The sequence below is a fragment of the Pseudoclavibacter sp. JAI123 genome (assembly GCF_013409665.1).
Classification (GTDB): Bacteria; Actinomycetota; Actinomycetes; order Actinomycetales; family Microbacteriaceae; genus Pseudoclavibacter.
The window spans coordinates 533,843-560,355 of sequence record NZ_JACCCM010000002.1 but is presented as its reverse complement, the minus strand read 5'-3'; the positions used below and the strand labels follow the sequence as shown (position 1 = coordinate 560,355).

Sequence of the window (26,513 nt, the reverse complement as noted above, 5' to 3'; positions counted from 1 at the left end):
CAAACCGCCGCCAGATGGGTTCCGAAGGACTCTTGTGACCAACCCGGCACACAGCGAACTGAGGAGCAAGACAATGAAGAAGACGACGACGCGCACCATCGCCAGCCTCTCCACGGCCGCGGCCCTCTCTCTCGGCGCAGTCGCCCTGACGGCCGACCCCGCGAGCGCAGCCGACCTCGCACCGGCGAGCTCCGTCTCGACGACGGCGAGCGGCGCGCTCATCAACGGCCCCCTCATCGACGGTCCACTCATCGACCTCGGCGGCCTCCTCAACTCCCTGCAGATCGGCCAGTTCCAGTAGCGGCCGCGCCTCCGTCTGAGGGAGGCCAGCCGCGGCGACCCGCCGCAGCACAGCAGGAGACCAGGTGCCGAGGGAGACCTCGGCACCGCTATGAGGAGCGCACAGTGACGAAGGCCAGCCAGCAGACGCAGACCAGCCAGCAGACCCAGAAGGGCCAGCGGGGCCCGAGCAGCCAGCACGATGACGGCGCGGAATCGGCTCGCCTGCGCCTCACCCCGGCGCAGCTCGGCATCTGGTACGCCCAGCAGCTGGATCCCGACAACCCGAGCTACCAGATCGGCCAGTACCTGGACCTGCGAGGGCAGCTCGACGAGCGCCTGCTGCGGATCGCGTTCACGAAGACCGTGGCCGACCTCGACGCGATGAGCCTCGTGCTCGCCGAGGACGGCGACGGGCCGTACGCGATCATCGAGCGCCCGTCGCCCACCGCGGACCTCCTCGCGGTGACGGACCTGCGCGAGCTCGGCGAGGAGCAGGCGGTCGAGGTCGCCCTCGAGCGCATGGACCGCGAGCTCGAGACGCCGCGGCCGATGACGGGACGCGAGCTGCTCGGCACGACCCTGTACCGGGTCGCGGACGCTCGCTGGCTGCTCTTCCAGCGTGTGCACCACGTGCTCCTCGACGGCTACTCCGCCGTCGTGGGCCTCCGCTACCTCGCCGGCGCGTACACCCGGCTCGAGAAGAGCGCCCCCCGCGGGGTGCTCGGCGCCCTGCTCGCCGGCCCGATCGCGCACCTGGCCGCGCGCACCGCGTCTCCCCTTCCCGGATTGCCCGAACTGCTGGCCCACCTCGACGAGTACGCGGTCTCCGATCAGCACGCGGCCGACGCCGACTACTGGCGCGAGCAGCTCGCCGACGACAGCGTCGTGACCGGGCTCGAGGGAACCACCGGCCGGGCGGCCAAGCGCGTCGTGCGCGTGTCGACGAGCATCCCCGACGCCGACGCCAAGCGCCTGCGCGCGCTCGGTCGCGACATGCCGAAGACGGCAGTCGGACTGGTCGCCCTCTACCTGTCGAAGATGACCGGCCAGGTCCGGGTCTCGCTCGGCCTCCCCGTCACGGCGAGGCGCGGGAAGCTCGCGAAGACGACCCCGTCCATGCTGTCGAGCATCCTGCCCCTGCGCGTCGACGTCGCCCCGGGGCTGAGCCTCTCCGAGGTCATCGCCAACGCCGGCAACGCCGTGCGCGGCGCCGTCGCGCACCAGCAGTTCCGGGTCGAGGAGGTCGCGCAGACGCACGCCCTCGCCGGCCCCTCCGTCAACCTGCTCCCCGTCATCGACGAGCTCGTGTTCGGCCGCGCGCGCGGCACCGTCACCATCCTCTCGACCGGTCCGGTGCACGACCTGTCGGTCGTCATCTCCGGGCTGACGAGCGAGGCCGCCGAGCCCACGCTCCAGCTCGAAGGCGACGCCGAGCTCTACACGGCCGAGGTCCTCAGCGAGCACGCGGGGCGGATGCTCGAGCTGCTCTCGCAGGTGCTCGACGATCCGAGCACGACCACCGTCACGGACGCCAACGTGGTGCGAGCGGACGAGATCGCCGGTCTCCTCGGGCAGGGCTCCGGCGACGACGTGCCCATCGGCCAGGAATCGGTGCTGCGCGCGTTCTCGAAGGTCGCCGCGGTCCGCGACACGGCTCGTGCGGTCGTCGCAGCTGACGGCACGCTCACCTTCTCGGAGCTCGACGAGCTCTCGACGCGCCTCGCGCACCACCTCGTCGGCGAGGGCGTCGGTCCAGGGCGCACGGTGGCAGTGCGCATCGAGCGCAGCAAGCACCTCCCGATGCTCGTGCTCGCCGTGCTCAAGGCGGGTGGCGTCTACGTCCCCCTCGACCCCGAGTACCCCATCGACCGCGTCGGCAACATGATCGAGGACGCATCGCCCGCGCTCCTGCTGACCAGCAAGGCCCAGGAGCAGCGCGACCTCGCCGATGGCGCGTCCTGGCGCGTCGCGACCCTGCCGATCGACGCCGACACGTCCATCGCCTGGCGCAAGCGACCCGCCGACCCGAGCGGCCTTGCACCCGTCTCCCCCTCAGAGCTCGCCTACGTCGTCTTCACCTCGGGAAGCACCGGGCGCCCCAAGGGCGTCGGCGTGGACCGCCTCGCCCTGCGCAACCTCTTCGAGCACCACCGCGCCGAGATCTTCGACCCAGCGGCAGAGCGCCTCGGCCGGCCCGTGAGGGTCGCCCACACGGCCGGCCTCTCGTTCGACGCCGCGTGGGACCCGCTGCTCTGGCTCTTCGCCGGCCACGAGCTGCACCTCATCGACGACGACGTGCGCCGCGACCCGCAGCGCCTCGCCACCTACCTCGCCGAACACGGCATCGACGCGATCGAGACGACCCCGTCGTTCGCCGAGGCCCTCATCGCGGGCGGACTCTTCCAGCAGGACAGGTACCCGACCGAGATCGCGCTCGGCGGGGAGGCCGTCGGACCCGCCCTCTGGGACGCGCTCGCGGCCCAGCCGGACGTCTCCGCCCTCAACCTCTACGGCCCCACCGAGACGACCGTCGACAGCCTCATCGCGCCCATCGTGCAGGGCTCGGAGCCGCACATCGGCAGCTCGGTGCGCAACACGCGCCACTACCTCCTCGACGCCTCCCTCACCCCGGTGCCGGACGGCGCCATCGGCGAGCTCTACCTCGCCGGCGCCAACGTCGCGTCCGGCTACGTCGGCCAGCCCGGCCTCAGCGCCGAGCGCTTCCTCGCCGACCCGTTCGCCGGGGACGGCACCAGGATGTACCGCACGGGCGACGTCGTCCGTCGCCGTCGCAGCGGCTCGCTCCGCTTCCTCGGCCGCATCGACGAGCAGGTGAAGATCCGCGGGTACCGAGTCGAGCTCGCGGAGGTCGAGGCCGCGCTGCGCAGGCAGCCCGGGGTCTCAGCCGCCGCCGCGATCGTGGTGGGCGACGGCGCATCCGCCCGCATCGTGGGGTACGTGACCGGCGAGCGCCAGCAGGAGAACCTCGCGGCGCAGACGAAGGCCGCACTCGCCGCCGACCTGCCCGGCTACATGGTCCCGAGCAGCGTGCTCGCGCTGAGCGAGCTGCCCATGACCCCGAACGGCAAGCTCGACCGGCGGGCACTCCCAGCCCCGGAGCAGCGCCCGAACGACCCCGTGCAGCAGCCGCGCACACGCGCCGAGCGCGTCACCGCAGAGGCCTTCGCCGAGGTGCTCGGCATCGAGTCGATCGGCGTCGACGAGGACTTCTTCGGCGCGGGCGGCCACTCGCTCCTCGCCACCAAGCTCGCCTCGCAGCTCACGGAGCGCCTCGACCGGCAGATCACGGTGCGCGACGTCTTCGAGCGCCCGACCGTCGCCGGGCTCGCCGCGCTCGACGACGACAGCGCCGACGCCTCCCGCGCCCTCCCCCTCGCCCCAACGCCCCACGGCGACGAGCTCCAGGTCTCCCTCGCCCAGCGGCGCCTGTGGTTCCTGAACAGCCTCGAGCCAGGCTCCAGCGCCTACAACATCCCCATCGTGCTGCACCTCGATGGCACGCTCGACGAGGCGGCGCTCCGGGCCGCCTTCCGGGACATCGCAGAGCGCCACGAGCCGCTGCGCACGGTCTTCCCCTACGTCGATGGCGAGCCGAGGCAGCGCATCCTCCCGATCGACGCCGGCGCCCCCGCCTTCACCTCCGTCGACGTGCCAGAAGACCGGGTGGACGACATCGTCCGCCAGGAGTCACTGCGCCCCTTCGACGTGACCCGCGAGGTGCCGCTGCGCGCTGTCCTCCTGCGGACCTCGCCGACGAACCACGTGCTCGTCGCGACGATGCACCACATCGCCTCGGACGGCTGGTCGCTCGCCCCCTTCGCCGCCGACCTCTCCGCGGCCTACTCGAGCCACGTCGCCGCAGCCGCCGGCGAGAGGCGCGCCCCGGCCGACGACGTGCTGCCCACGCTCCCCGTCTCCTACGCCGACTACACGCTGTGGCAGCGGGAATCGCTCGGCTCAGAGGACGACCCCTCGAGCGCCATGAGCACGCAGCTCGACTTCTGGCGGCGCACGCTGGCAGACGCACCCGACGAGATCGCCCTCCCGCGAGACCGCGAGCGCGGCGCGCGGCGGAGCGACATCGGCCACCTCGCCTTCGAACTGGATGCGGAGCGCCACCGCGCCCTCCGCGAGGTCGCGGCGCAGCATCGGACGAGTCTCTTCATCGTCCTGCACGCGGCAGTGGCGGCGGCGCTCGGCCAGCACGGCGCCGGCACGGACATCGTCGTCGGCACCCCCGTGGCCGGACGCGTGGACCCGAAGCTCGAGCGACTCGTCGGCTTCTTCGTCAACACGGTCGCGCTGCGCACCTCGCTCGCGGGGAACCCGACGCTCGGCGAGCTCATCGAGCGTGTGCGCGTGGGCAACACCGAGTCGTACGCCCACCAGGACGTGCCGTTCGATGCGGTCGTCGACGCCCTCCGGCCGCCGCGCGTGGCCGACCGCCACCCCGTCTTCCAGGTGCTCCTCACGCTCCAGAACACCGAGCCGGCGAAGCTCGACCTCGGCGAGGTCGTCGTCACCGTCCCGAGCCAGGTCACGACCGCCGGCGTCAAGACCGACCTCATGCTCGACTTCTCGACCCCCGCCGGCGACGAAGGCCCGCTCGAGGCCGCCCTCGCCTACGACCTCGCGCTCTTCGACGAATCGACGATCGGGCGCATGCGCGACACCGTCGACCGCATGCTCTCCGCCATGATCGACACCGTCGAGCTCGCCCTCTCCGATCTCCCGGCCCTCGACCGGGCGACCCAGCAGCGGATCGACGCGCAGGCCCGCGGCGAGCGCCTGCCGATGGACGGGACGATCCTCGATGAACTCGCCACGAGCGTCCGCCGTCTCCCCGGAGAGCTGGCCCTCGAGGACGACACCGAGCCTCTCACCTTCGCCGAGCTCGGCGAGCGCATCGACGCCGCCACCCGTGGCCTCGTCGCCTCAGGCGTGCGCCCCGGAGACCGGGTGGCCATCGCGCTGCCCCGCTCCGGCGACGCCGTGACGCTCGTGCTCGCCGCGCTCCGCAGCGGTGCCATCGCGGTGCCCGTCGACATCGACTACCCGGATGCCCGCATCACGCAGATCCTCGACGCCAGCACCCCCGTGCTGCTCGTCGCGGTCGACGAGGCGCGCCTCGGCTCCCTCGCCGACGAGTCAGGGACTCGGACCGTCGCCCCCACCTCTCTCGTCGAGCTCGGCGCCAGCGAGTCGGACCTCGACCTCCCCGCCCTGCCGCTCCCCGAGCAGCCCGCCTACCTCGTGTTCACGTCCGGCACCACCGGTGTGCCCAAGGGCGTCCAGGTGCCGCACTCCGCCCTCGCCAATGTCCTCGCGCAGCACCTGCACGCGATGATCTCCCCGCTCCGCGAGCTCCTCGGCGGGCGCCCCCCGCGCGTCCTGCACGTAGCCGGCCTCGGCTTCGACGCCGCCTGGGACCCGATCCTCTGGCTTGCCGCGGGGTCGAGCCTCGTGATGGCGTCCGACGCCACGCGGCGCAACGCCGACGAGCTGGTGCAGCGCGTGTCCGGTTCCTCGATCGACGTGCTCGAGACGACGCCCTCGTACGTGCGCCAGCTCATCGGCACCGGCCTCCTCGAGCAGAGCGCCGAACGCGAGACGCCGCTGCTCGTCGCCCTCGGCGGCGAGGCCGTCTCGCCCGACCTCTGGGACTCCCTGCTCAGCGCTGACGGAATCGAGGCCTGGAACCTCTACGGCCCGAGCGAGTTCGCGGTGGACTCCGTCGTGACGCGCCTGACCGAGCCGGGAGGTGTCCGCATCGGCCGCCCGGTCGCCAACGTGACCGCTCGGGTGCTCGACGGCTACCTCCGCGACGTGCCGGACGGCGTGCCGGGTGAACTCCACCTCGCTGGCGCCTCCGAGGCCCACGGCTACCTGGGACGCACCGCCGAGACGGCGAGCGCCTTCATCGCCGACCCCTCAGGAGACGGCACCCGCCTCTACCGGACCGGCGACATCGTCCGCCGCCACCCCTCCGGCGAACTCGAGTTCCTCCACCGCGACGACGACCAGGTGAAGCTCCGCGGCTACCGCATCGAGCTCGGCGACGTCGAGCGCAGCCTCGAGCGCGCTCCGGGCGTCGAGGCCGCCGTCGCGACCATCCACGCGCCCGCAGGTCCCGACAGCGCGAGGCTCGTCGCCTGGGTCGCCGGGGCAGCCGATGCCGACGCCGTCCTCTCCCTCGCCCGCGCCGAGCTGCCGGAGTACATGGTTCCGGCCACCGTCACGGTGCTGGAGAGGCTCCCGCTGACCCCGAACGGCAAGGTCGACCTCGCCGCGCTCCCCGCCCCGGAGTCGGTCGCGGGCTCCCGCAAGCCCAAGACGGACGACGAGCACAGCATGTGCGAGGCGTTCGCCGCCGTCATCGGCCTCGACGAGGTCGGCCTGGACGACGACTTCTTCCGGCTCGGTGGGCACTCCCTGCTCGCTGTGGCGCTCGCCGGTGAGCTGCGCCAGCGCTTCGGTGCCGCCCCTCCCCTGCGCGCGATCTTCGACGCCCCCACGCCGGCCGCCCTCCTTACCGTGCTCGGCCGCACGGGCGAGCACCCGGTGGTCGTCCCCACCGGTGGGCCGAGCTCGCACCCGCCGCTCGCCGAGTGGACCGCAGCCAACCCGCGCGTCCACGGCGAAGCCCTGCCGCTCTCGCCCGGCCAGGCGCGCCTCTGGTTCCTGAACCAGCTCGCCCCCGAATCCGGTAACTACAACGTCGTGCTCAGCGCCCGCCTCGACGGCGACCTGGACCTCGAGGCGCTGTCCGGCGCGGTCGACGACCTCGTCGCGAGACACGAGGTGCTGCGCACCACGTACCCCGAAGTCGATGGGGCTCCGGTGCAACGCATCCACGAACCCGCCGCCGGTGTGCTCCAGCACGAGCCGGTCGACGCATCGGCCGGCTTCGACCTGACGAGCCAGCTTCCCCTGCGCGCAGGTCTGACTCCCGCCGGCGACGACTCGTGGCTGCTCGAGCTCGTCCTCCATCACATCTCCACCGACGGCGCCTCCCTCGCGCCGCTGGCGCACGACCTCGCCACGGCCTACACGGCACGGCGCAGCGGCTCGGTGCCGCTCCGGCGCCCGCTGCCCGCACAGTTCGCCGACTTCGCGCGCCAGATCCGGGCGAGCGAGGCGCCAGCGGATGAAGCAGAGCAGGTCGGGGCGTGGACCGCCCACCTCGAAGGCGCCCCGTCGGTGCTGCAGCTCCCTGCCGACGGCGCGCGGGCCGCGCAGAGCGCGCAGCCTGCCGGCCAGCTCGACTTCAGCATCCCCGCGAAGGTCGCGGGCGCGCTCGGCTCCGTCGCGGCCGGCAGGTCGGCGAGCGCCTTCCACGGCTGGCTCGGCGCGATCGCCGGCTTCCTCGCGCGGACCGGTGCCGGCACGGACCTCGTCATCGGGGCCCCCTCGGCCGGCCGCCAGGACGCCGATCTCAGCGACCTCGTCGGATTCTTCGTCAACACGCTGCCGCTCCGCGTGCAGCTCGGCGACGAGGCGACGCTGGCCGACGCCGTCGAGGCGGCCCGCACGGCCGCGCTCTTCGGCATCGACCACGAGCAGGTGCCGTTCGAGCGCATCGTCGAGGCGATGGCCCCGGAGCGTGTCCTCGGACGCCACCCCCTCTTCCAGACGATGCTCGCGGTCGAGGAGCGCAGCGAGCTCCCCCTCGCCCTGCCAGGCGTCGCCGTCACCCCGGTCGCTCCGGAGAGCACGGGCGGCGCGAAGTTCGACCTGTCCTTCACGCTGCGCACCGCAGAGGCCGGCGCCGACGTGCCAGGCGTGCTCGAGTACAACTCGGCGCTCTTCAGCGCAGCCGCGGCCGGCGGCCTCGTCGAGCGGCTCCTCGCCTACCTCGCGGCGGCCACCGAGACGCCGGATGCGCCCCTCGAGGCGATCCCGGTGCCAGGCACGCCAGGGCGCCTGCGTGCCTGGCCCTTCCAGGAGGCGAGCGACGCCAGCACGACGTCCGAGCCGAGCGCGGTGCTCGCCGCCTTCACCGCCTCTGCCGCGCGCACGCCCACGGAACTGGCGGTCGTGGCCCCAGACGGAGCGCTCGACTTCGGCGCCCTCACGGCTCGCATCGACCGGCTCGCCGGCGCGCTCCGCCGACGCGGCGTCGGCCGCGGCGACGTCGTCGCCTACCGCCTGCCGCGCTCGGTCGACACGGCCGCCGCCCTGCTCGCCGTATGGCGGGCCGGCGCCGTCGCCATGCCGATCGACCCCGAGTACCCGAGCGAGCGCGTCGACGCGATGATCGAGGCCGCAGAGCCAGCCGTCATCCTCGACGGCGGACTCGAGGAGCTCCTCGCCGACAGCTCCACGGAGCACGAGGCCGCCGGTCTCCCCGAGGTGTCGCTCGACGACCCCGCCTACCTGATCTTCACCTCGGGGACGACGGGTGTGCCGAAGGGCGTCCAGGTGCCCCACCGCGCCCTCGCGAGCCTGCTCCGCAGCCACCGATCGACCCTCCTGCCGGATGCGGCGACGCGTCGCATCCGCGTGGCGCACACCACGGGCGTCGGCTTCGACGCCGCCATGGACCCGATCCTGTGGCTCGCGAGCGGACACGAGCTGCACATCGTCGCCGACGACGTGCGCCGTGACCCCGAGGCGCTTGTGCAGCTGTTCGCGGACCGGCGGATCGGCGCGTGGGAGACCACCCCGAGCTACGTCGAGGCGCTCATGAAGCAGACCCGCCTCGAGAGCTGGCTCGACTCCCTCCCCGACGGGGACGGATTCACGATGCTGCTCGGCGGCGAGGCGATCACCGCTGAGCTGTGGAGCTGGCTGCGTGGACGAGCGACGGTTCGCGCGTGGAACCTCTACGGCCCGACGGAGGTCGGCGTCGACTCGATGCTCGCCGATATCGGTGAGACGGCGGCCCCCTCGCTCGGGGCGACGACGGGTGACGTCGTGGGCTACGTGCTCGACGGCCAGCTGCGTCCCAGCCCCGTCGGCAGCGTCGGCGAGCTCTGGCTCGCCGGCACGCAGCTCGCCCACGGCTACACGGGCCGTTCTGAGGCCACCGCCGACAGGTTCGTCGCCGACCCGTTCGCCCGCGACGGCAGCCGCATGTACCGCACGGGCGACCTCGTCGTCGTGCGGGATGCGCTCGACGGCGAACCGCGCCGAGTCGTGTCGCTCGGCCGCAGCGACGCCCAGCTCAAGATCCGCGGCCATCGCGTGGAGCCGGAGGAGCTGGCTCGCGTGATCGGCGCCCAGCCGGGCGTCGCCAACGCCGTGGTCCTGCCCGTCGAATCGGCCGGGCAACTCGCGCTCGGCGCCTGGATCGTGCCGAGCGACCCCGGCATCGCTGGCGGCGACCCGGACGCAGACGGCGAGGCCCGAGCACAGCTCGCGAGCCGAGTGCTCGATGCCGTGCGCGGCACGGTGCCCGACTACATGCATCCCGTGGGCCTCGAGATCATCCCGCGCATCCCCCTCACCCCGAACGGAAAGCTCGACCGGGATGCGCTCCCCGAGTTCCAGACGACGGGCGGGGCCGGTCGCGAGCCGAGCACGCGGGCCGAGCTGGCGGTCGCGGCGGCCTTCGCCGAGGTGCTCGGCGTCGAGGACGTGCGGGCAGACGACTCGTTCTTCGCGCTCGGCGGCCACTCGTTCGTGGCGCAGCCGACCATCCGCGCCATCAACGAGGCCCTCGGCGTCGACCTGCCCGTGCAGGCCATGTTCCAGGCGCCCACCGTCGAGGGGCTCGCTGCCCTCGCCAGCACCGGAGGCGGCGACATCGCGGAGAGCCTCCGGACGATCCTGCCGCTGCGGCCCGCCCGCGACGACGGCTCCCCTGCCGCCCAGGAACCGCTCTTCGCCGTGCACCCGGCCAGCGGGATCTCCTGGAAGTTCGCCGGGCTGCTCGCACACCTCGAGGGCGACCGCCCGCTCTACGGCCTCCAGCTGCCCGGCATCGCCCCGGACGACGGGGAGCAGACCGACCACGACACGCTCGCCGAGCTGCTCGACGAGTACGTGGACGCGATGAAGACCGTGCAGCCGGCAGGCCCGTACCGGATCGTCGGCTGGTCGTTCGGCGGCCGCCTCGCTCAGCACCTCGCCGCCCACCTGCAGCGCCGCGGCGACGAGGTCGCGCTCCTCGCGATCCTCGACGCCTACCCGACCGAGCACTCCTCGGTCGCGGGCGTCGACGGTGGCGACCGCATGTGGCGTGCCTTCCTCGATGCGAACGAGGTGGAGGCGCCAGCAGACGAGCTGGATGCGGATGCGGTCCGCGCGCTGCTTGCAGAGGCAGGCAACCCGCTCGCGGACATCCCTTCGGCAAGTATCGAGCGGATGGTGCGCGGCTTCCTGCGCGTGGGCGCCCTCCTCGACACGACGCCCGTGCCGACCTTCGACGGTGACCTGCACGTGTTCGAGGCGAGCGTCGATGTCCCGGCCGACCGCCCAGGACCCGACGCCTGGGCACCGCACACCACCGGCACGGTGACCTCGAGCCCAGTCCACGCGCGCCACTCCGCGCTCCTCGACGAATCAGCGCTCGGCGAGGTCGCTCCGGAGCTCGACCGCCTCATGTCGGATTCACACGCGCTATTCCCCAACCGATAGCGAACGGGCTCCGAAGCACTTGGAGAACCATTCGCGCCACCTCCATCAGGAACCCCCGCGTGACGAGAGAAGGGAACATCTTGACCAATCCGTTCGATGACACATCCGCAGAGTTCCGAGTTCTTGTCAACGATCTGCAGCAGCACTCCCTGTGGCCAGACTTCGCCGACGTCCCCGCAGGGTGGGTCGTGGTCTACGGACCGGCCCCGAAGCAGGCCTGCCTCGACTACGTGACCGAGAACTGGCGAGACATCACGCCGGTCCGCGAGCGCGACCTGGCGGTCTCGTGATCTCGATTCGCGGCCTGCGCAAGCGCTTCGGCGACTTCACCGCGCTCGACGGCGTCGACCTCGAGATCCCCGCCGGCTCCGTGCACGCGCTCCTCGGACCGAACGGCGCCGGCAAGACCACCACCGTGCGCGTCGTCACGACGCTGCTCGACCCCGATGCGGGCGACGTCGAGGTGGCCGGCCACTCGGTGCGGCATGAGGCCCAGGACGTCCGCCGCAGCATCGGGGTCTCCGGGCAGTACGCGGCCGTCGACGAGAAGCTCACCGGAGTCGAGAACCTGACGATGGTCGGCCAGCTCTACGGCATGCGCAGGCGAGACGCCCGCGCCAGGGCCCACGAGCTGCTCCGCGACTTCCGGCTCGACGACCTGCCGGCGAAGAAGCGGGCCGGCGAGTACTCCGGCGGCATGCGCCGGCGCCTCGACCTGGCGGGTGCGATCGTCGCCCGACCGCCCGTCGTGATCCTCGACGAGCCGACCACCGGCCTCGACCCCCGCGGGCGCCGCGACACCTGGGACGCCATCCAGACCCTCGCCACGGCGGGGACGACCGTGCTCCTCACCACGCAGTACCTGGAAGAGGCCGACCAGCTCGCCGACTCCATCTCCGTCATCGACGCAGGCAGCATCGTCGCGGAGGGCACGGCCGCCCAGCTCAAGGCCCGAGCCGGCGGGGCGTCGATCGACCTCGTCCTCGAATCGTCCGAGGATGGACACCGCGCGCTCGACCTCATCACGACGGTCAGCGGCGGAGCGTCCATCGACGACCGTGGCGTGCGCATCACCGCCAAGGCACCGCGTGGCAGCCACGACCTGTCCACGGTCCTGCGTGCGCTCGAGGACGCCGACATCGCCACGAGCGAGGCCGCTCTCCGGCAGCCCACGCTGGATGAGGTGTTCCTCCAGATCACGGGCCAGCGGCCGGATGAACCGGCCGAGGATGCGACCGCGCACGACGAGCGAGAGGCGGTCACCGCATGAGCGCCATCACCGCAGCATTCCGCGACGGCGGCATCGTCGCCCGTCGGAACGTCCTCAACGTCCAGCGCACGCCGGGGGCGCTGGTCACCGGCATCGCGCAGCCCATCATCTTCGTGCTCATCCTCGCGTTCGTCTTCGGCGGGGCGCTCGGCGGAGCCGACTATCGGCAGTTCCTCATCGGCGGCATCCTCGCGCAGACGCTCACCTTCAACTCCTCGTTCACGGCCGTCTACCTCGCGAAGGACCTCCAGTCGGGCCTCATCGACCGGCTCCGCACGCTGCCCATGTCACGCGTTGGCGTCATCCTGGGCCGGACGAGCTCCGACCTCGTCACGAGCATCATCTCGATCGCCGTGATCCTGACCTGCGGACTCGCGATCGGCTGGCGCGTCGAATCCGGCCCACTCGAGGTGCTCCTCGCGTTCGGGCTGCTCCTGCTGTTCGCCTTCGCGACCTCCTGGATCGGCGCGACGATCGCACTGACCGCCAAGAGCGTCGAGGTCGCGCAGAGCCTCGGCCTCCTCTGGCTCTTCCCCGTCTGCTTCATCTCGGGCGCCTTCGTCTCGGCCGACATGCTTCCCGGTCCTCTTCGCGCCTTCGCCGAGTGGAACCCGGTGACCGCGGTGGCAAGCGCCGTGCGAGAGCTCTTCGGGAACGCGGCTCCGAGCGGCTTCACGGCCGCCGGCGGATGGCCGGCCGAGAACGCCGTGCTGTATGCGTTCCTCTGCAGCGTCGCCATCATCGCGATCTTCGCGCCGATCGCCGTGTGGCAGTACCGCCGCATCAGCCGCCGATGATCGCCGTGCTCGCCGCTGGCATCGACGAGGTGCTCGACGCCGCGTCGCAGTGCGCGAGCGAGGACGACCGCGTCACGGCGAGCGCCAGGCGCAGCGAGGAGCTGCGCCGGCGAACGCTCGCGGGACGCGCCGCGCTCCGGCTGCTCGCGGCCTGGGGGCGTGGCCTGCCGCTCGAGCAGGCGAGCGAGCTCGAGATCCTGCGCCTCTGCCCCGACTGCGGTCGAGCGCACGGGCAGCCGCGCAGCGCCGACCTGGCCCTGAGCTCCTCGACGAGCGCTGGACGGGTGCTCGTCGCGATCGCGGACCCAGCGGATGCGATCGGCGTCGACATCGAGACCGTTCCGCGGCAGCTGTGGGCCGGGTTTGATGCGTATGCGCTGCACCCTGACGAACGCGCGCGGGTCGTCAGCGATGCCGGCCAGCCGTCGGGTGTCGCCGCCCGTATCGGCACCTGGACCGCCAAGGAGGCGGCGCTGAAGGTCTCCGGCACCGGCCTGCGGACCGAGCCCGCCTCGCTGCGCGTCGACGCGCATCCGGACCCGCAGCACGCCGGCTGGCACCGCGTGCACGGCGCCCCCTCCCCCAGCTCCGCCGGTTCTCGTGGCCCCGGTGATCCTGCCGCACCGACCCCATCGCCCGTCAGCGTTCGGATGCTCGCGGTACGAGGCAGCGCAAGAGCCGCGGTCGCGACGAACCGCCCGCAGGAGGTGCGCCTCTGGACGATGCCGGAGCTGCTGACGGAACTCGGCTGCCTGCCCGACACCGGCTACGACGAGGGCGAGCTCTCCCACCTCACGTGAGACGCTGCGCCTGCCTCCGCAGACGCTCCGCCTCCGGAAGGCCTCGTCCCCACTGCCCGCGGCAGCCGGAGGTTCCCCAGGTGAGAGAAACCTGTGTCTCGGTGCGAGCCCGGGCGGGCTTCTTCCCGTACCCGCCGTCGCCGGAGCAGAATGTGCCCATGCGGAGAGTCAACGTGATCGTGTCCGGGAACGTGCAGGGCGTCGGCTACCGCTTCAGCGCCGCGCAGGAGGCTGAGCGCCTCGGTGTGAGCGGCTGGGTGCGCAACCTGCACGACGGCCGGGTCGAAGCCGAGCTCGAGGGTGAGGAGAGCCAGGTCGACGCGCTGCTCGCGTGGATGGCGGAGGGGCCGCAATTTGCAGAGGTCACCTCCTCGCGTGTCTCCGAGCGCACCCCGAAGGGCATCGAGGGCTTTCGCGTCGTCCGCTGACGCCGTTCACGCGCCCCGCTCGAGGGCCAGCCTCGTCTCGAGCTGGTCGAGGATCATCTCGAGGCCGACGTCGAACTCGTCAGCGATGTCGTACGCACCACCGATGATGCGTTCGCCGACGAGCTCCGCGAGGTGCGGGAACTCGTCGGCGGGGAGCTCCATCGCTGCGACGAACTCCTCCGCGTTCTGGCCCTGCTCGAACGGCAGGTTCTGCTCGGTGAGCACGAACCCGAAGACGTACGCATCGAGCAGCGAGTAGGCATGTGAGGCCAGCAGCACCGAGAACCCGCCGGCGCGCAGCGAGCCGAGCGTCGCGTCGTGGTGGGCGAGCACCGCCACCGCCGGGTTCGAACGGGACTCGAGGAGGCCGAGCGCCCAGGGATGTGCGCCGAGCACCTCGCGAGCTGCGCGCGCCCTTGCACCCATCTCGGCTCGCCAGTCCCCGCCGCCAGGTGGCAGGGGAATCTGCTCGAATGCCCACCCTGCCAGCGCGTCGAGGACAGCCTGCTTGTTCGCCACGTGGTGGTAGAGCGACATGGCCTCGACTCCAGCCTCACGCGCCACACTGCGCATGCTGACGGCGGCGAGCCCGCCTCCATCAGCGACGCGCACCGCGGCGTCGAGGATGCGCGTCCTGCTCAGCGGTTGACGGTCTGCCATTTCTCCTCCTTGCAGGCTTACATCCGTAAGGCTACTCTGAGATCATCAGACTTACAGGCGTAAGGGATCTCATGAGAGCTGCAGTCGTCACCAGGTACGGACCACCAGAGGCCGTCGTCATCACCGAGGTTCCGAACCCGACACCCCGCACGGGCGAGGTCGTCGTCCGAGTGGAAGCCGCTGCCGTGACCTCCGGAGATGCGCGAATGCGCGCCGGGCGTTTTCCCGCCGGCTTCGGGATGCTGGCGCGCCTTGGTATCGGGGTCAGCGGGCCGCGCAAGAAGGTGCTCGGGATCGCCGTGGCGGGCACCGTCGAATCGACGGGCGCGACGGGCAGCAGCTTCCCGCCGGGCACGAGGGTCGCCGCCATGATCGGCGGCGGACTGGGCGGGCACGCAGAGCTGGCCCGGGTTCCCATCGCGCGCCTCGCCCGCCTCCCCGAGCAGGTGTCGTTCGAGGATGCGGCCGGCCTGCTGTTCGGGGGCGGCACCGCCCTCCAGTTCCTGCGCGAGCGCGCCCACCTCCAACCCGGCGAACGCGTCCTCATCAACGGAGCCTCTGGCGCAGTCGGCTCGAGCGCCGTGCAGCTCGCGAAGGCCCTCGGCGCGCACATAACTGCCGTCTCGAGCGCGCGGAACCGGAGCTTCGCGCTGCGCCTCGGCGCCGACGAGCACGTGGACTACGCCGTCACGCCCGTCGAAGACCTCGATGCGCGGTACGACGTCGTCCTCGACACCGTCGGGAACCTCAGCAGGCGGTCGGGCCGGCAGCTGCTCTCCCCCACGGGACGACTCATCCTCGCCGTCGCGGGCCTCGCAGACACGGTCACCGCACGCGGCAACGTCATCGCCGGGCCCATTCCCGAGCGCACGGCCGACATCATGGAGCTCCTGACGCTCACCGCAACCGGCGCCCTCGACCCCGTGACGAGCGTCGCAGGCGGCCTCGAGAGCATCCAGGACGCCTACGCCGTCGTCGACTCCGGTCGCAAGGTCGGCAACCTCGTCATCCTGCCGAGCAGCTAGCTCGTGAGGCCGCCGAAGAGCACCGACACCATCATCGCGACGATGACCGAGTTGAACGAGAACGCCAGCACGACGTTCGTGCGCGCGATCCGCCAGCCTCGGCGGGACGTGATCTCTGCCGAGGCGGTCGCGGCCATCGTCGACATCAGCACGGCGAGCGTCAGATAGTCGCCGAACCGCGGCTCCTCCTCGAACGGGAACACGATCTCCGGGCGACTCGCCCGCTCCTGCTCGGGGGCGGATGCGCCCTCGAGCCCGACCGCCGGCGCCGTCGCTGCTGTCGCGTCCAGGCGCAGGTACTCGAGCGCGAAGGCGTAGACCATGAGCGCCCACGACGCGGCCACCGTCGCGAGCCCGAGCACCACGAAGATCGTCTGGTCCCGGAAGGCGGGTTCCTGCGCGATCGCGATCGTCAGAGCGACGGCGACCATGGCGCCGGCGGTCGTCCAGTCGGTCGCTCCCCCGTAGCCGACAAGCCGATGCCACCATCGACGCTTGGTGATGCGCTCCTGTCGGGACGCCACCCGCAGCTGCACGGCATCCGCGTTGCGGTACGCCAGGTGCGTCCAGACCAGGTAGACCGCACCGAACAGGGGCCAGAAGACGATGAAGATGCTCACCAGGTAGCGCACGGAGTCGCCGATCTCGACCCCGAGCCTGCTCGCCACGAAGATGTAGAAGGCCGCTGCGAAGGGTGTCGCGATCAGCGCGCTCCAGTTCGCGCGCGCGTTGTCGCTCGTTATGCGTCTCGCCATGCGGACATCCTGCCCCATGCCGACGTCGCCAGTTCGGGGAGAGGAGCACGTACGCCCGCAGCGCGATCGAGAAAGCCCCGGTCAGCGCGTGCTGACCGGGGCTTCTTGGTGGATCTGAGGGGATTCGAACCCCTGACCCCCTGCATGCCATGCAGGTGCGCTACCAGCTGCGCCACAGACCCGCACCCGTTTCCGGGAACTCGAAAATAATAGCTCAGAACCTGAGGCGTACCAAATCGAGGCGGCCGGCGCGTGTCGCTACTGCGCGCGACGGCGTGGCCACGCGTCGATCCCCATGCGAATGGCGGTCGCCGCGAGGAACACGGCGAAGAGGATGTTCGCGAGCGATGGCGAGATGGCCGCAGCGCTCAACCCTCCGAGGGTCGTGGTCAGGCAGGCCGACCCACCGACGGCGAGGCCAGCACCCACGTCGACATTCTTGCGGCGGAGGTTGCTGATCGTGCCGGAGATCGCCGTCGGAATCATCATGAGCAGCGAGCTGCCCTTCGCCAGCAGGTCACTGGACCCGAACAGCACGACCAGCATCGGGACGACGACAACGCCGCCGCCGATGCCGAGCAACCCGGAGAGCACACCCGTGCAGAGACCGAGGACGACGAGCAGCACTCCCCCGAGGACGTCGATATGAACGGCGGCGTCCCTCGAGGGCACGACCAGGAAGAGGGAGATGATGACGACGACGATGAAGGCGATGAACGACCACTGCAGGGTGCGCTTCGAGACCTTCTGCAGGAGCCAGGACCCGATCGGCGCCCCGACGATCGCACCCGCCGCCAGCAGCAGGGCGAGGAGCAGATCGACGTGGCCGCCGATCGCGTACGTCACGACGCCGACGATCGCCGACGGCAGGATCGCGAGAAGCGAGGTGCCCGCTGCCAGGCGTGGGTCGAGTCGCACCAGGTAGATGAGGGCCGGCACGATGAGGATGCCCCCACCGACGCCGAAGAGGCCGGAGAGGAAGCCCGCCAGCAAGCCGGTGACGACGAGCCATGCCCATCCCCCCGGGGACCTGCGGGTGGTCACGCCGGTCAGCTCTGTGCTTCCGGAGCCGAGTCCGCGGATTCCGCGTCGTCGGCGCCGATGTCGAGCTTCACGACGGGGGCGTCGTTCCACAGGCGCTCGAGCCCGTAGAACATGCGCTCCTCCTCGTGGAAGACGTGCACGACGATGTCGTTGAAGTCGAGGAGCACCCAACGGCCCTCGCGGCGACCCTCACGGCGCAGCGTGCGCTGCCCGATGTCGCGCATCGCGTCTTCGATCTCGTCGGCGATGGACAGCACCATGCGCTCGTTTCGGCCGGAGACGAGCAGGAATATATCCGTGAGCGGCATGTTGTTCGAGACGTCCAGGGCGACGATGTCGAAGCCGAGTCTCGTGTCGGCAGCCTTCGCTGCGACGTGTGCCAGTTCGATTGCTCGCGTACTCGCGGTCATTCGGTCCCTTTCATAGAGAGCCCTTGAGAGCTCATCGTGGTGTCCGAGAGGCGATGCGCTCGCCAGCTGATCAGAACCAACCCTGAACGATACCCAGGATCACGGCGACAACGCCAGCCACAGCGACGGCGATCCCGCTGACGACGGCCCAGATCGAGAGGCGGATGCCGTGTCCGCGACGAGGCGCGAGCGGCATTCCCGGCTCGCGGACCGCGCGACTGGCAGCGACCGGCGTGTGCTCTTCGACGACTCTGGTCTGCTGCGGCTCGTCGCCGTCGTCGTCCCGGTCGATCTCGGGCGAGTCGAGGCCGCTGGTGAGCGTGCCGAAGTTGGAGAGCTCGCGGGAGACCTGCATCTTGCCCGTCACCATGAGGTCACCGGCGCCGCTGAGGGCACCCGTGATGTCTGGCGAGCTCATCTCAGGCATGACGATCATGCCCGTCGGAGTCTCGTCTGTGGAGTGGCTCGCCATCACGAGGCGACGGAAGTAGTCGCCGCTCGTGCCGTCTTCCTGGGCTTCCTGCTCGACGGCTGCCGGGCTGCGGTTGAACGAGTCGCCGGGCAGCTCCGCGGGCTCCGCCGTATCAGCGGTCTCGATGGGCCGCTCAGGCGAGAGCCCGTCGATCTGCAGAGGAGCCTCGAGGGCGACACCGGATGCGGGAGCGGGCGCTGAGGGCTGCCCTGGAGCGTCAGCGCTCGTGGCATCAGCGCTCGACACGTCAGCGCTCGGAACTCCCGCGTCGACCGAGACGGTCGGCGTGCGGTTCGGCAGCGGCGTCTCCTCGCCCTTCTCGCGGCGCCGTTCGAGCTCTCGCAGCTCGCGGCGGGTCAGTGGGGCGTCACTCATATCGCATCAATCTCTTCAGCCGTGTACAGCCGGTGCTTCGCCATGTACTGCACGACGCCGTCCGGGACCAGGTACCAGACCGGTTTCTCCTCGTAGGCGCGCTCCCTGATGTCGGTCGAGGAGATCGCCAGCGCGGGAATCTGGAGGACGGCGACCTTGTCTGCCGGGATCCCGTCGGTTCGCAGCTCGTGACCGGGTCGAGAGACGGCGACGAACTGCGCGAGCTCGAAGAGCTCGAGCGAGTTCTTCCAGCCGAGGATCTGCGTGATGGCATCGGCTCCCGTGATGAAGTAGAGGTCCGCATCAGGACGGAGGCGCTGCACGTCGCGGAGCGTGTCGATCGTGTACGTGGGACCGTCGCGGTCGACGTCCACTCGACTGACCTTAAAGCGCGGGTTCGAGGCCGTCGCGATGACCGTCATGAGGTAGCGGTGCTCGACGGGCGTCACGTGCGACTTGTGCGAGGGCTTTCCCGTCGGCACGAAGAGCACCTCATCCAGCTCGAAGTGCGCCGCCGCCTCGCTCGCCGCCACGAGGTGCCCGTGGTGGATGGGGTCGAAGGTGCCACCCATGATGCCGACACGACGGCGCGCGGCTGCAGGGGAGGTCTCGACGGTATGAGGCATGGGGGCGGCGCGGCTCTTCGCGCTAGTGCTTCGAGTGGACCGAACCGGCTTCGATGACACCAGCGTGGTTGAACGGCTCGTACGGCACGACCTTCGAGTCGACCGGGTGGCTGTGCCACGTGTTCCGGAACGCGTACGTCACGGCGATGAGGACCACGAAGGTGACGAGCGTGACGACGCCGAACATGATCGGGGGCATCGCCAGCTCGTTGACGACGTGGTGCCCCTCTTCAGCTAGCACAGCGTTGGCAAGCACGGCAGGAATCAGCTCGATCATGCCGTCCATCCTACCCATGTTCGAAGGGTCACTCGTCGACCTTCCATACGCCGCCCTCACGCTCACGCTCGAGCTCGGCGCGGGCCGCGGCCTTGCCGTCCATCCGCTCGTAGTAGCCCTCGCGACGCTCGCGTGTCGTCGTGCGAGCGTTCTCCTCGAGGCGACTGTCCGTGCCACGGGGCGAGACGGTCAGCTCGGCCGCGCTCGTGAGCGTGGGCTCCCAGTCGAAGACGATGCCCTGCGAGCCAGGTCCGATGATCACCGCGGACCCGGCGACGGCCCCCGCCTTGAAGAGGGCATCCTCGACGCCGATCTTGTTGAGACGGTCGGCGAGGTAGCCGATCGCCTCATCGTTGGCGAAGTCGGTCTGCGCGACCCAGCGCTGCGGCTTCTCGCCCAGGATGCGGTAGGTGTTGCCGTGCGTTCCACCCTCGACGCGGATCTCGAAGTCCTTCTCGTCGACGGGGCGCGGGCGGAGCACGATGCGCGGCTTGATGGCCAGCTCGGCCAGCTTCGCCTCGCGGTCGCGTTCGATGAGCTCACCGAGCGCGAAGGAGAGCTCCTTCAGCCCTTCGTGGCTGACCGTGGAGATCTCGAAGACACGGTAGCCGCGCTCCTCGAGCTCGGGACGGACGAAGTCCGCGAGTTCGCGGCCGTCCGGCAGGTCGATCTTGTTCAGCGCGATGAGCTGGGGGCGCTCGAGCAGGGGCGTCTGCCCCTCGGGCACCGGGTAGCTGCGCAGCTCCTCGAGGATGACATCGAGGTCACTGATCGGGTCGCGACCCGGATCGAGCGTTCCGCAGTCGAGCACGTGCAAGAGCGCAGAGCACCGCTCGACGTGCCTCAGGAAGTCGAGGCCAAGGCCCTTGCCCTCGCTCGCGCCCTCGATGAGCCCGGGGACGTCGGCGACCGTGTAGCGGTACTGGGCCGCCTGCACGACGCCGAGGTTGGGGTGGAGGGTCGTGAAGGGGTAGTCGGCGATCTTCGGCTTGGCGGCCGACATGGCCGCGATCAGGCTCGACTTGCCGGCCGACGGGTAGCCGACGAAGGCCACATCAGCGACGATCTTGAGCTCGAGCTGCACCTGCAGCTCCTCGCCGGGCGTGCCCAGCAACGCGAAGCCGGGAGCCTTGCGCTTGGTGTTCGCGAGCGATGCATTCCCCAGGCCGCCCTGGCCGCCCTCGGCCGCGACGTAGCGCATGCCGGGCTCCGAGAGATCGGCGAGCTCGACCCCGTCCGCGTCACGGACAACCGTGCCGACGGGAACGGGGAGGTCGAGCGGCTGACCCGTGTAGCCGTTCCGCCAGTCGCCCATGCCGAAGCCGCCCTTGTCACTCGAGCGGTGGGGCTTGTGGTGGTACGACAGCAGCGTCGTCTCCTGCGGGTCGGCGAAGAACGTGATGCTTCCGCCGTTGCCACCGTCACCGCCATCGGGGCCGGCGAGTGGCTTGAACTTCTCGCGCTTGACGGAGACGCAGCCGTTGCCACCCTCTCCAGCGCGCAGATACAGCGTCACCTGGTCGACGAAGGTGGCCATGAAGAGCTCCTGTAGAACGATTGGTCCTGAAAATACGGATGAGGGGCGGACCGTGGCCCGCCCCTCATCCTGACACCGCCCTGATATTCAGGGACTGTGCTTGCTGCTATTCGCCAGCGACGATGTTGACCACCTTGCGGCGGCCCTTCGCACCGAACTCGACGATGCCTGCCGAGAGGGCGAACAGCGTGTCGTCGCCACCGCGGCCCACGAGGGCGCCGGGGTGGAAGTGCGTGCCGCGCTGACGGACGAGGATCTCGCCCGCGCTGACGGTCTGGCCCGCGAATCGCTTCACGCCGAGGCGCTGAGCGTTCGAGTCACGGCCGTTGCGAGTCGAGCTCGCTCCCTTTTTGTGTGCCATTGAAGTCTGCTCCTCGACTTACTTGATGTCGGTGATCTTGATGCGCGTGAGCTCCTGACGGTGGCCCTGACGCTTCTTGTAACCGGTCTTGTTCTTGTACTTCTGGATGACGATCTTCGGGCCACGGAGGTCGTTCAGGACCTCGGCAGTCACCGTGACCTTAGCGAGCTTCTCTGCGTCACTCGTGATGGTCTCACCGTCGACGAGCAGCACAGCCGGAAGCGTGACGTTGCCCTTCTTGTCGGCAACAACACGGTTCGTGGTGAGCACAGTGCCCACCTCTACCTTCTCCTGCCGTCCACCGGCGCGCACAACTGCGAATACCACTTCAGTACCTTTTCTCCGAGCCCGACAAGGTCGGACGCTGTGTGTTCAAACTCTGGAAGCCCTGCTCGCTGCGGCGAGCTGACTCTGCCCTGCTACCGGGCGAGGGAATGCCAGCACGAATGCAAACGTGCAACAGCGAACCACTTTACCCGGCAGGGTCGGTACGCGCAAGCGCACCCACCCGGTGGGCGCTCTCGCGCCCGGCCGCCCTGCTCTGGCCGCCTATTCGGCGGAGAGCGGAGGCGTCGTGATGCGGCGGCGGCGCGGACGCCCCGAAGCACCCTTCGGCGGCTCAGCCGTGACCGGCTGGACTGCCTCCGGTGCCGACGTCACCGACGCGTCCTGAGACTCCTCAGGGGCGGCGGGTGTCGTCACCTCGACCGCGGCTGGGGCCCCGGTCGTTTCGCTCGCTGCTGGCTGCTGCTGCTCACCCTCGGGGGCGACCAGTGCATCCAGCAGCGAGTCGAGTTCGCGCAGCGCTGCCGGGTCGGCCTCGCGCGTGGTCTGGGCCGGCTCGGCGCTCTTGGCCGAGTCGAAGTCGAAGAGGTTCTCGCTGGCGCGAGCCTTGCGGTCGTCGGTGTCAGACTGCTGTGCCTCGTTGCGGTCGACAGGCGCCGCGTCGCCAGACGCCGCTTCCGGCGACTGCTCCTGCGTCGACGCGGGTGCCTGGGCGTCCGTCTTGGCACGCCTGCGCCCACGACGCGAGCGACGAGACTCACTCGGCTGGGCAGCCTGCTCGTCACCCCGCACCTCGGCGGCCGGCGCCTGGGCACCTGGCTGCGACGGCGCATCTGCGGCCTGCTCCTCGCCGTGCTCGCCCGGCTTCTGACCGTTGATGGTGGATGCGGCGATCTTGGAGAGGGCCCCGCGGAGCTCGTCCGTGATGCCGTGCGTGGACGTCGACGGCGCCGCCGGAGCTGCGACCGCCCGAGGGCCCTGCTGCTCGCGCTGCTGTCCGCCTCCGCGGCCCTTGCGGCCGTTCTTGCTGTTGGCGGCGCTGTCGGGCGCTCCACCGCGGTGCTTGAGCACTGGGTCGTGGAACACGATGACACCGCGACCAGCGCAGGACTCGCACGGCTCGCTGAACGTCTCGAGCAGGCCGAGGCCCAGCTTCTTGCGGGTCATCTGCACCAGACCGAGGCTCGTGACCTCGGCGACCTGGTGCTTCGTGCGGTCGCGGCTGAGGCACTCGATGAGGCGACGCATGACGAGGTCGCGGTTCGATTCGAGCACCATGTCGATGAAGTCGACGACGATGATGCCGCCGATGTCACGGAGACGCAGCTGACGCACCACCTCTTCGGCGGCCTCGAGGTTGTTCTTCGTGACTGTCTCCTCGAGGTTGCCGCCGGACCCGACGAACTTCCCCGTGTTGACGTCGACGACCGTCATGGCCTCGGTGCGGTCGATGACCAGCGATCCACCGGAGGGCAGCCAGACCTTGCGGTCGAGGGCCTTCTCGATGTGCTCGGTGGCGCGGTACTCGGCGAAGACGTCGCCGCCCTGGAATGCCTCGACGCGATCGACGAGGTCAGGGGCAACCTGGCGCAGGTAGGTCGTGATGGTCTCGAGCTCATCGCTGCCCTGGATCACGATCTTCTGGAAGTCCTCGTTGAAGACATCGCGGATGATCTTGATGAGCAGGTCGGGCTCCGAGTGCAGGAGCGCAGGAGCTGGGCCTGCCTCGATGCGGGAGGAGATGTCGGCCCACTGTGCCGTGAGTCGGTTGACGTCGCGCTCGAGCTGGTCCTGAGTCGCCCCCTCGGCGGCGGTGCGCACGATGACGCCGACGCCTGCCGGCAGGGTCTCCTTCAGGATCTTCTTGAGGCGAGCGCGCTCCGTGTCCGGCAGCTTGCGTGAGATGCCGTTCATCGAGTTGCCGGGGACGTAGACGAGGTAGCGGCCGGGAAGCGAGACCTGGCTCGTGAGGCGCGCGCCCTTGTGGCCGATCGGGTCCTTGGTGACCTGGACGAGCACGCGGTCGCCTGGCTTGAGGGCGTTCTCGATGCGACGCGACTTGCCGCCGACCTCCGCGGCGGCCCAGTCGACCTCTCCGGAGTAGAGGACGGCGTTGCGCCCGCGACCGATGTCGATGAAGGCGGCTTCCATGCTCGGCAGCACGTTCTGGACGCGGCCGAGGTAGACGTTCCCGATGAGGGACGACTCCTGCGAGCGGGCGACGTAGTGCTCGACGAGGACCTTGTCCTCGAGCACGCCGATCTGCACGCGGTCGTCCTTGGCACGGACGAGCATGACGCGGTCGACGGACTCGCGCCGGGCGAGGAACTCGGACTCGGTGACGACTTGGCGACGGCGACCGCTCTCGCGGCCCTCGCGACGCCGCTGGCGCTTTGCCTCGAGACGCGTCGAGCCCTTGATCTTCTGCGGTTCCGTGATGAGCACCGGCTCTTCGGCCTGCTGCTCCTCGCGCGGCTGACGGCGACGGGTCGTCGACTGCGAGCGCTCGGCGGATGCCTGCCGGCGGTCGTCACGTGAGGACTCGCGTGAACGGTCTCCACGGTCTCCTCGGTCCGAGCGGTCTCCGCGATCCGAGCGGTCGCTCGACTCCTGGCGGTCGTAGCGGTCGGCGCGGTCGCTGCGCTCCGGACGCTCGTACGGCTCGTCGTCCTGTCGTCGCGTCCGGCTGCGGTCCTCGCGCGGTGCGCGCTCCAGGACCGGTGGCAGATCGGGCTGCAGGAAGAACAGCGTCGTCGACGAGATGACGGCGGGGATGGGCGAAGTCGTGTCTTCCCCGGACCCCTGTTCCTCGGTCTGCTCTTCCACCGCCTGGGCGGACTCCTGGCGGAGGTCCGCGTCGAGCTGGTCCTGGCCGCTCGCCGACTCCGTGTTGCTGTTCTGGTCTGATTCGTTTGTGGTCACCATTTCTGGTGTGCTCCTACTCCGGCGTGGCGCAAAGCGTGCGCCCACCCCTCCGGGCGATGAGGATGCCACGCATCCTCACCGAAAATGGTCTCCGCCCGTTCGGCGGAAATGTTGTTCGTGCTGTGCCGCGGTTGCGGCGATACTGCCTCCGGCGCGTGCGACGGAGCGTTGCTCTGCTCGTGGCGCGTGCCTGAAAAACTTCGGGTGCCGTGGGACTCTGCCCGGTCGACGATCCCAGTATCGCACGGCCGACGCTTCCGGGCCCTGATTCGGCTGTGGGCCGATCGTCAGGGAAGCGCACGCCTGTGGTGGGCGATGCCGAGGATGCGCTCGGCGGCCGCGCAGTATCCGGCGAGGAATGCGCTGGCCACGAGCCCCACCGCGTCTTCCGTCGGGAGGAAACGCGGGTGGTGCAGCGTCGGGGCGTACGCACCGTCTGGACCGGGAAGCCCAGCCGTCTCGACGCCGGCGAAGCACATGATCGACGGCACCTCGTCGCAGTAGTACGAGAAGTCATCGCCGCCGAGCGAGCGCATGGGCTCGGCACCGTCGACGCCGAGCCGCGCGAGCCAGTCGTCGGCGTCGGAGGCCAGGTGGGAGTCGTTGATGAGCACCGGCATGTTCTGGTGCATGTGGACGACAGCCTCGGTCCCGTAGGCCTCCGCCGTGCGCACCGCGAGATGCTGCACCGCTGCGAAGAGCAGCTCACGGTCTTTCGGGGCGGTGGTGCGCATGGACGCGAGCAGCCGCGCGCTCGAGGGCAGCACGTTCGCGGCGCCCTCCCCCGCGCTCAGCGTGCCGACGCTGATCACGGCCGGGTTCATCGGGGAGATGGTGCGACGGACGACCTCCGGGAGGCCGAGGGCGATCTGGGCGATCGCCGCGACGGGATCAGCTGCCTGGTGCGGGTACGCACCGTGGCCGCCGCGCCCCTGGAGTGAGATCTCGATCTCGTCAGCGGCCGCGTTGATGTAGCCGCCGCCGATCGCGATGGCACCTCGCGGGACGCCCGGGTGCACGTGTGCGCCGATGACGTGCTCGACCTGGAACCGCTCGAGCCCACCCTCCTCGACGATCTGATGCGCCCCAGACGGATAGGTCTCCTCCCGCGGTTGGAGGATCGGCACAAGACCGACGGGCAGCTCCAGGTGGTCGGCGGCACGGATGAACGCGACCAGCGCCGCCTGATGGACGTCGTGGCCGCACGCGTGCATCGCCCCGTTGGCCGAGGCGAAGGGAACGCCGGTGAGCTCGGTCAGGGGCAGCGCATCCAGTTCCGCGCGGACCCCCACCGCACCTCCCGCGCTCGGGCCGAGCCGCCCGATGCGCCCCGAGTCGGCGATGCGATGCATCGCGACCCGGTCGCCGAGCTCGCTCTCGAGACGGGCGGCGGTCTCGTTCTCGTCGCCCGAGAGCCTGGGGTTCGCGTGCAGCTCCTGGCGGAGGCGCACGGCGGCCGGCAGCTCGTCGCGCAGCGCGACGCGCCATGCCGCGGCCAGCTCGTCGAGCCGCTCACTGTGCGCCGTCGCTGACGGCCATCGCCCAGCCTTCATCCGTGTCTCGCCCCCGAAATCACTCGTCT

At 70.5% G+C, this 26,513-nt stretch carries 20 protein-coding genes and 1 tRNA gene; 8 read left to right on the top strand and 13 right to left on the bottom strand.

The features are described 5' to 3' along the window. Window positions 1–73: 73 nt before the first annotated feature. The 7 genes from HDC34_RS14695 (at window position 74) to HDC34_RS14665 (ending at window position 14,179) form a co-directional block, all read left to right on the top strand. Complete coding sequence (locus HDC34_RS14695; RefSeq protein ID WP_179557538.1) at window positions 74–301, top strand: hypothetical protein; 228 nt, start codon at window positions 74–76, stop codon at window positions 299–301. Window positions 302–405: 104 nt separating this feature from the next. Next, the gene (locus tag HDC34_RS14690; RefSeq protein WP_179557537.1) at window positions 406–10,884 is read left to right on the top strand and encodes a non-ribosomal peptide synthetase; all 10,479 of its coding nucleotides are present in this window, start codon (window positions 406–408) and stop codon (window positions 10,882–10,884) included. 80 nt (window positions 10,885–10,964) lie between these two features. Continuing rightward, window positions 10,965–11,174, top strand: a complete 210-nt coding sequence (locus tag HDC34_RS14685) for an MbtH family protein (RefSeq protein ID WP_218855261.1) — start codon at window positions 10,965–10,967, stop codon at window positions 11,172–11,174. Beyond that, window positions 11,171–12,154: an ATP-binding cassette domain-containing protein gene (locus HDC34_RS14680; protein WP_179557536.1), complete on the top strand. Its 984-nt coding sequence runs from the start codon at window positions 11,171–11,173 to the stop codon at window positions 12,152–12,154. Before HDC34_RS14685 ends, HDC34_RS14680 begins: the two co-directional genes overlap by 4 nt. Continuing rightward, the gene (locus HDC34_RS14675; RefSeq protein ID WP_104311477.1) at window positions 12,151–12,951 is read left to right on the top strand and encodes an ABC transporter permease; all 801 of its coding nucleotides are present in this window, start codon (window positions 12,151–12,153) and stop codon (window positions 12,949–12,951) included. Before HDC34_RS14680 ends, HDC34_RS14675 begins: the two co-directional genes overlap by 4 nt. Next, window positions 12,948–13,751 (top strand): 4'-phosphopantetheinyl transferase superfamily protein, encoded by an 804-nt coding sequence (locus tag HDC34_RS14670; protein WP_179557535.1) that lies wholly within the window; start codon window positions 12,948–12,950, stop codon window positions 13,749–13,751. The genes HDC34_RS14675 and HDC34_RS14670 overlap by 4 nt, the downstream gene beginning before the upstream one ends. Window positions 13,752–13,909: 158 nt before the next feature. Beyond that, window positions 13,910–14,179 (top strand): acylphosphatase, encoded by a 270-nt coding sequence (locus HDC34_RS14665; RefSeq protein WP_218855260.1) that lies wholly within the window; start codon window positions 13,910–13,912, stop codon window positions 14,177–14,179. Between the two features lie 6 nt (window positions 14,180–14,185). Here the strand turns inward: HDC34_RS14665 and HDC34_RS14660 are convergent, their stop codons facing one another. Next, complete coding sequence (locus HDC34_RS14660; RefSeq protein ID WP_179557534.1) at window positions 14,186–14,839, bottom strand: TetR/AcrR family transcriptional regulator; 654 nt, start codon at window positions 14,837–14,839, stop codon at window positions 14,186–14,188. Window positions 14,840–14,910: 71 nt separating this feature from the next. On the opposite strand from HDC34_RS14660, the gene HDC34_RS14655 reads away from it, so the two are divergent. Next, window positions 14,911–15,864 carry an NAD(P)-dependent alcohol dehydrogenase gene (locus tag HDC34_RS14655; RefSeq protein ID WP_179557533.1) on the top strand — a complete coding sequence of 318 codons (954 nt, stop codon included), beginning with the start codon at window positions 14,911–14,913 and terminating at the stop codon, window positions 15,862–15,864. Here HDC34_RS14655 and HDC34_RS14650 read toward each other — a convergent pair. The 12 genes from HDC34_RS14650 to HDC34_RS14595 all read right to left on the bottom strand — a co-directional run bounded on the left by HDC34_RS14650 (window position 15,861) and on the right by HDC34_RS14595 (window position 26,484). Continuing rightward, window positions 15,861–16,619 (bottom strand): DUF1345 domain-containing protein, encoded by a 759-nt coding sequence (locus tag HDC34_RS14650; protein ID WP_179557532.1) that lies wholly within the window; start codon window positions 16,617–16,619, stop codon window positions 15,861–15,863. The genes HDC34_RS14655 and HDC34_RS14650 overlap by 4 nt on opposite strands. Before the next feature lie 106 nt (window positions 16,620–16,725). Beyond that, window positions 16,726–16,801 (bottom strand) — tRNA-Ala (locus tag HDC34_RS14645). Between the two features lie 76 nt (window positions 16,802–16,877). After that, window positions 16,878–17,663: a sulfite exporter TauE/SafE family protein gene (locus HDC34_RS14640; RefSeq protein WP_258068066.1), complete on the bottom strand. Its 786-nt coding sequence runs from the start codon at window positions 17,661–17,663 to the stop codon at window positions 16,878–16,880. A 5-nt stretch (window positions 17,664–17,668) separates the two neighbouring features. Further along, window positions 17,669–18,073, bottom strand: a complete 405-nt coding sequence (gene rsfS, locus HDC34_RS14635; RefSeq protein WP_104253061.1) for a ribosome silencing factor — start codon at window positions 18,071–18,073, stop codon at window positions 17,669–17,671. Window positions 18,074–18,143: 70 nt separating this feature from the next. Then, on the bottom strand, window positions 18,144–18,920 hold the full coding sequence (locus HDC34_RS14630) for a hypothetical protein (RefSeq protein WP_179557531.1): 777 nt from the start codon (window positions 18,918–18,920) through the stop codon (window positions 18,144–18,146). Further along, window positions 18,917–19,546 (bottom strand): nicotinate-nucleotide adenylyltransferase, encoded by a 630-nt coding sequence (gene nadD / locus HDC34_RS14625; RefSeq protein ID WP_104311471.1) that lies wholly within the window; start codon window positions 19,544–19,546, stop codon window positions 18,917–18,919. The genes HDC34_RS14630 and nadD overlap by 4 nt, the downstream gene beginning before the upstream one ends. Window positions 19,547–19,568: 22 nt before the next feature. After that, a complete protein-coding gene (locus HDC34_RS14620) occupies window positions 19,569–19,823 on the bottom strand; it encodes a hypothetical protein (protein ID WP_146080758.1) in 255 nt (84 codons plus the stop codon). A 28-nt stretch (window positions 19,824–19,851) separates the two neighbouring features. Next, window positions 19,852–21,360, bottom strand: a complete 1,509-nt coding sequence (obgE, locus tag HDC34_RS14615; RefSeq protein WP_104253065.1) for a GTPase ObgE — start codon at window positions 21,358–21,360, stop codon at window positions 19,852–19,854. Between the two features lie 106 nt (window positions 21,361–21,466). Beyond that, a complete protein-coding gene (gene rpmA / locus HDC34_RS14610; RefSeq protein ID WP_068481308.1) occupies window positions 21,467–21,721 on the bottom strand; it encodes a 50S ribosomal protein L27 in 255 nt (84 codons plus the stop codon). A gap of 18 nt (window positions 21,722–21,739) precedes the next feature. Further along, window positions 21,740–22,048 (bottom strand): 50S ribosomal protein L21, encoded by a 309-nt coding sequence (gene rplU / locus HDC34_RS14605; RefSeq protein WP_068481311.1) that lies wholly within the window; start codon window positions 22,046–22,048, stop codon window positions 21,740–21,742. 222 nt (window positions 22,049–22,270) lie between these two features. Then, window positions 22,271–24,931, bottom strand: a complete 2,661-nt coding sequence (locus HDC34_RS17915; RefSeq protein WP_257023301.1) for an Rne/Rng family ribonuclease — start codon at window positions 24,929–24,931, stop codon at window positions 22,271–22,273. Window positions 24,932–25,218: 287 nt separating this feature from the next. Next, a complete protein-coding gene (locus HDC34_RS14595) occupies window positions 25,219–26,484 on the bottom strand; it encodes a M20 family metallopeptidase (protein WP_179557530.1) in 1,266 nt (421 codons plus the stop codon). Window positions 26,485–26,513: the final 29 nt, after the last annotated feature.

Bases quoted from the DNA above. Each gene is read 5' to 3' on its own strand.
- HDC34_RS14660 (WP_179557534.1), bottom strand. From the start codon at position 14,839: ATGGCAGACCGTCAACCGCTGAGCAGGACGCGCATCCTCGACGCCGCG.
- HDC34_RS14670 (WP_179557535.1), top strand. From the start codon at position 12,948: ATGATCGCCGTGCTCGCCGCTGGCATCGACGAGGTGCTCGACGCCGCG.
- rsfS (WP_104253061.1), bottom strand. From the start codon at position 18,073: ATGACCGCGAGTACGCGAGCAATCGAACTGGCACACGTCGCAGCGAAG.
- HDC34_RS14595 (WP_179557530.1), bottom strand. From the start codon at position 26,484: ATGAAGGCTGGGCGATGGCCGTCAGCGACGGCGCACAGTGAGCGGCTC.
- HDC34_RS14620 (WP_146080758.1), bottom strand. From the start codon at position 19,823: ATGATCGAGCTGATTCCTGCCGTGCTTGCCAACGCTGTGCTAGCTGAA.
- HDC34_RS14655 (WP_179557533.1), top strand. From the start codon at position 14,911: ATGAGAGCTGCAGTCGTCACCAGGTACGGACCACCAGAGGCCGTCGTC.
- obgE (WP_104253065.1), bottom strand. From the start codon at position 21,360: ATGGCCACCTTCGTCGACCAGGTGACGCTGTATCTGCGCGCTGGAGAG.
- HDC34_RS14695 (WP_179557538.1), top strand. From the start codon at position 74: ATGAAGAAGACGACGACGCGCACCATCGCCAGCCTCTCCACGGCCGCG.
- HDC34_RS17915 (WP_257023301.1), bottom strand. From the start codon at position 24,931: ATGGTGACCACAAACGAATCAGACCAGAACAGCAACACGGAGTCGGCG.
- rpmA (WP_068481308.1), bottom strand. From the start codon at position 21,721: ATGGCACACAAAAAGGGAGCGAGCTCGACTCGCAACGGCCGTGACTCG.
- HDC34_RS14630 (WP_179557531.1), bottom strand. From the start codon at position 18,920: ATGAGTGACGCCCCACTGACCCGCCGCGAGCTGCGAGAGCTCGAACGG.
- HDC34_RS14665 (WP_218855260.1), top strand. From the start codon at position 13,910: ATGCGGAGAGTCAACGTGATCGTGTCCGGGAACGTGCAGGGCGTCGGC.
- nadD (WP_104311471.1), bottom strand. From the start codon at position 19,546: ATGCCTCATACCGTCGAGACCTCCCCTGCAGCCGCGCGCCGTCGTGTC.
- HDC34_RS14650 (WP_179557532.1), bottom strand. From the start codon at position 16,619: ATGGCGAGACGCATAACGAGCGACAACGCGCGCGCGAACTGGAGCGCG.
- HDC34_RS14675 (WP_104311477.1), top strand. From the start codon at position 12,151: ATGAGCGCCATCACCGCAGCATTCCGCGACGGCGGCATCGTCGCCCGT.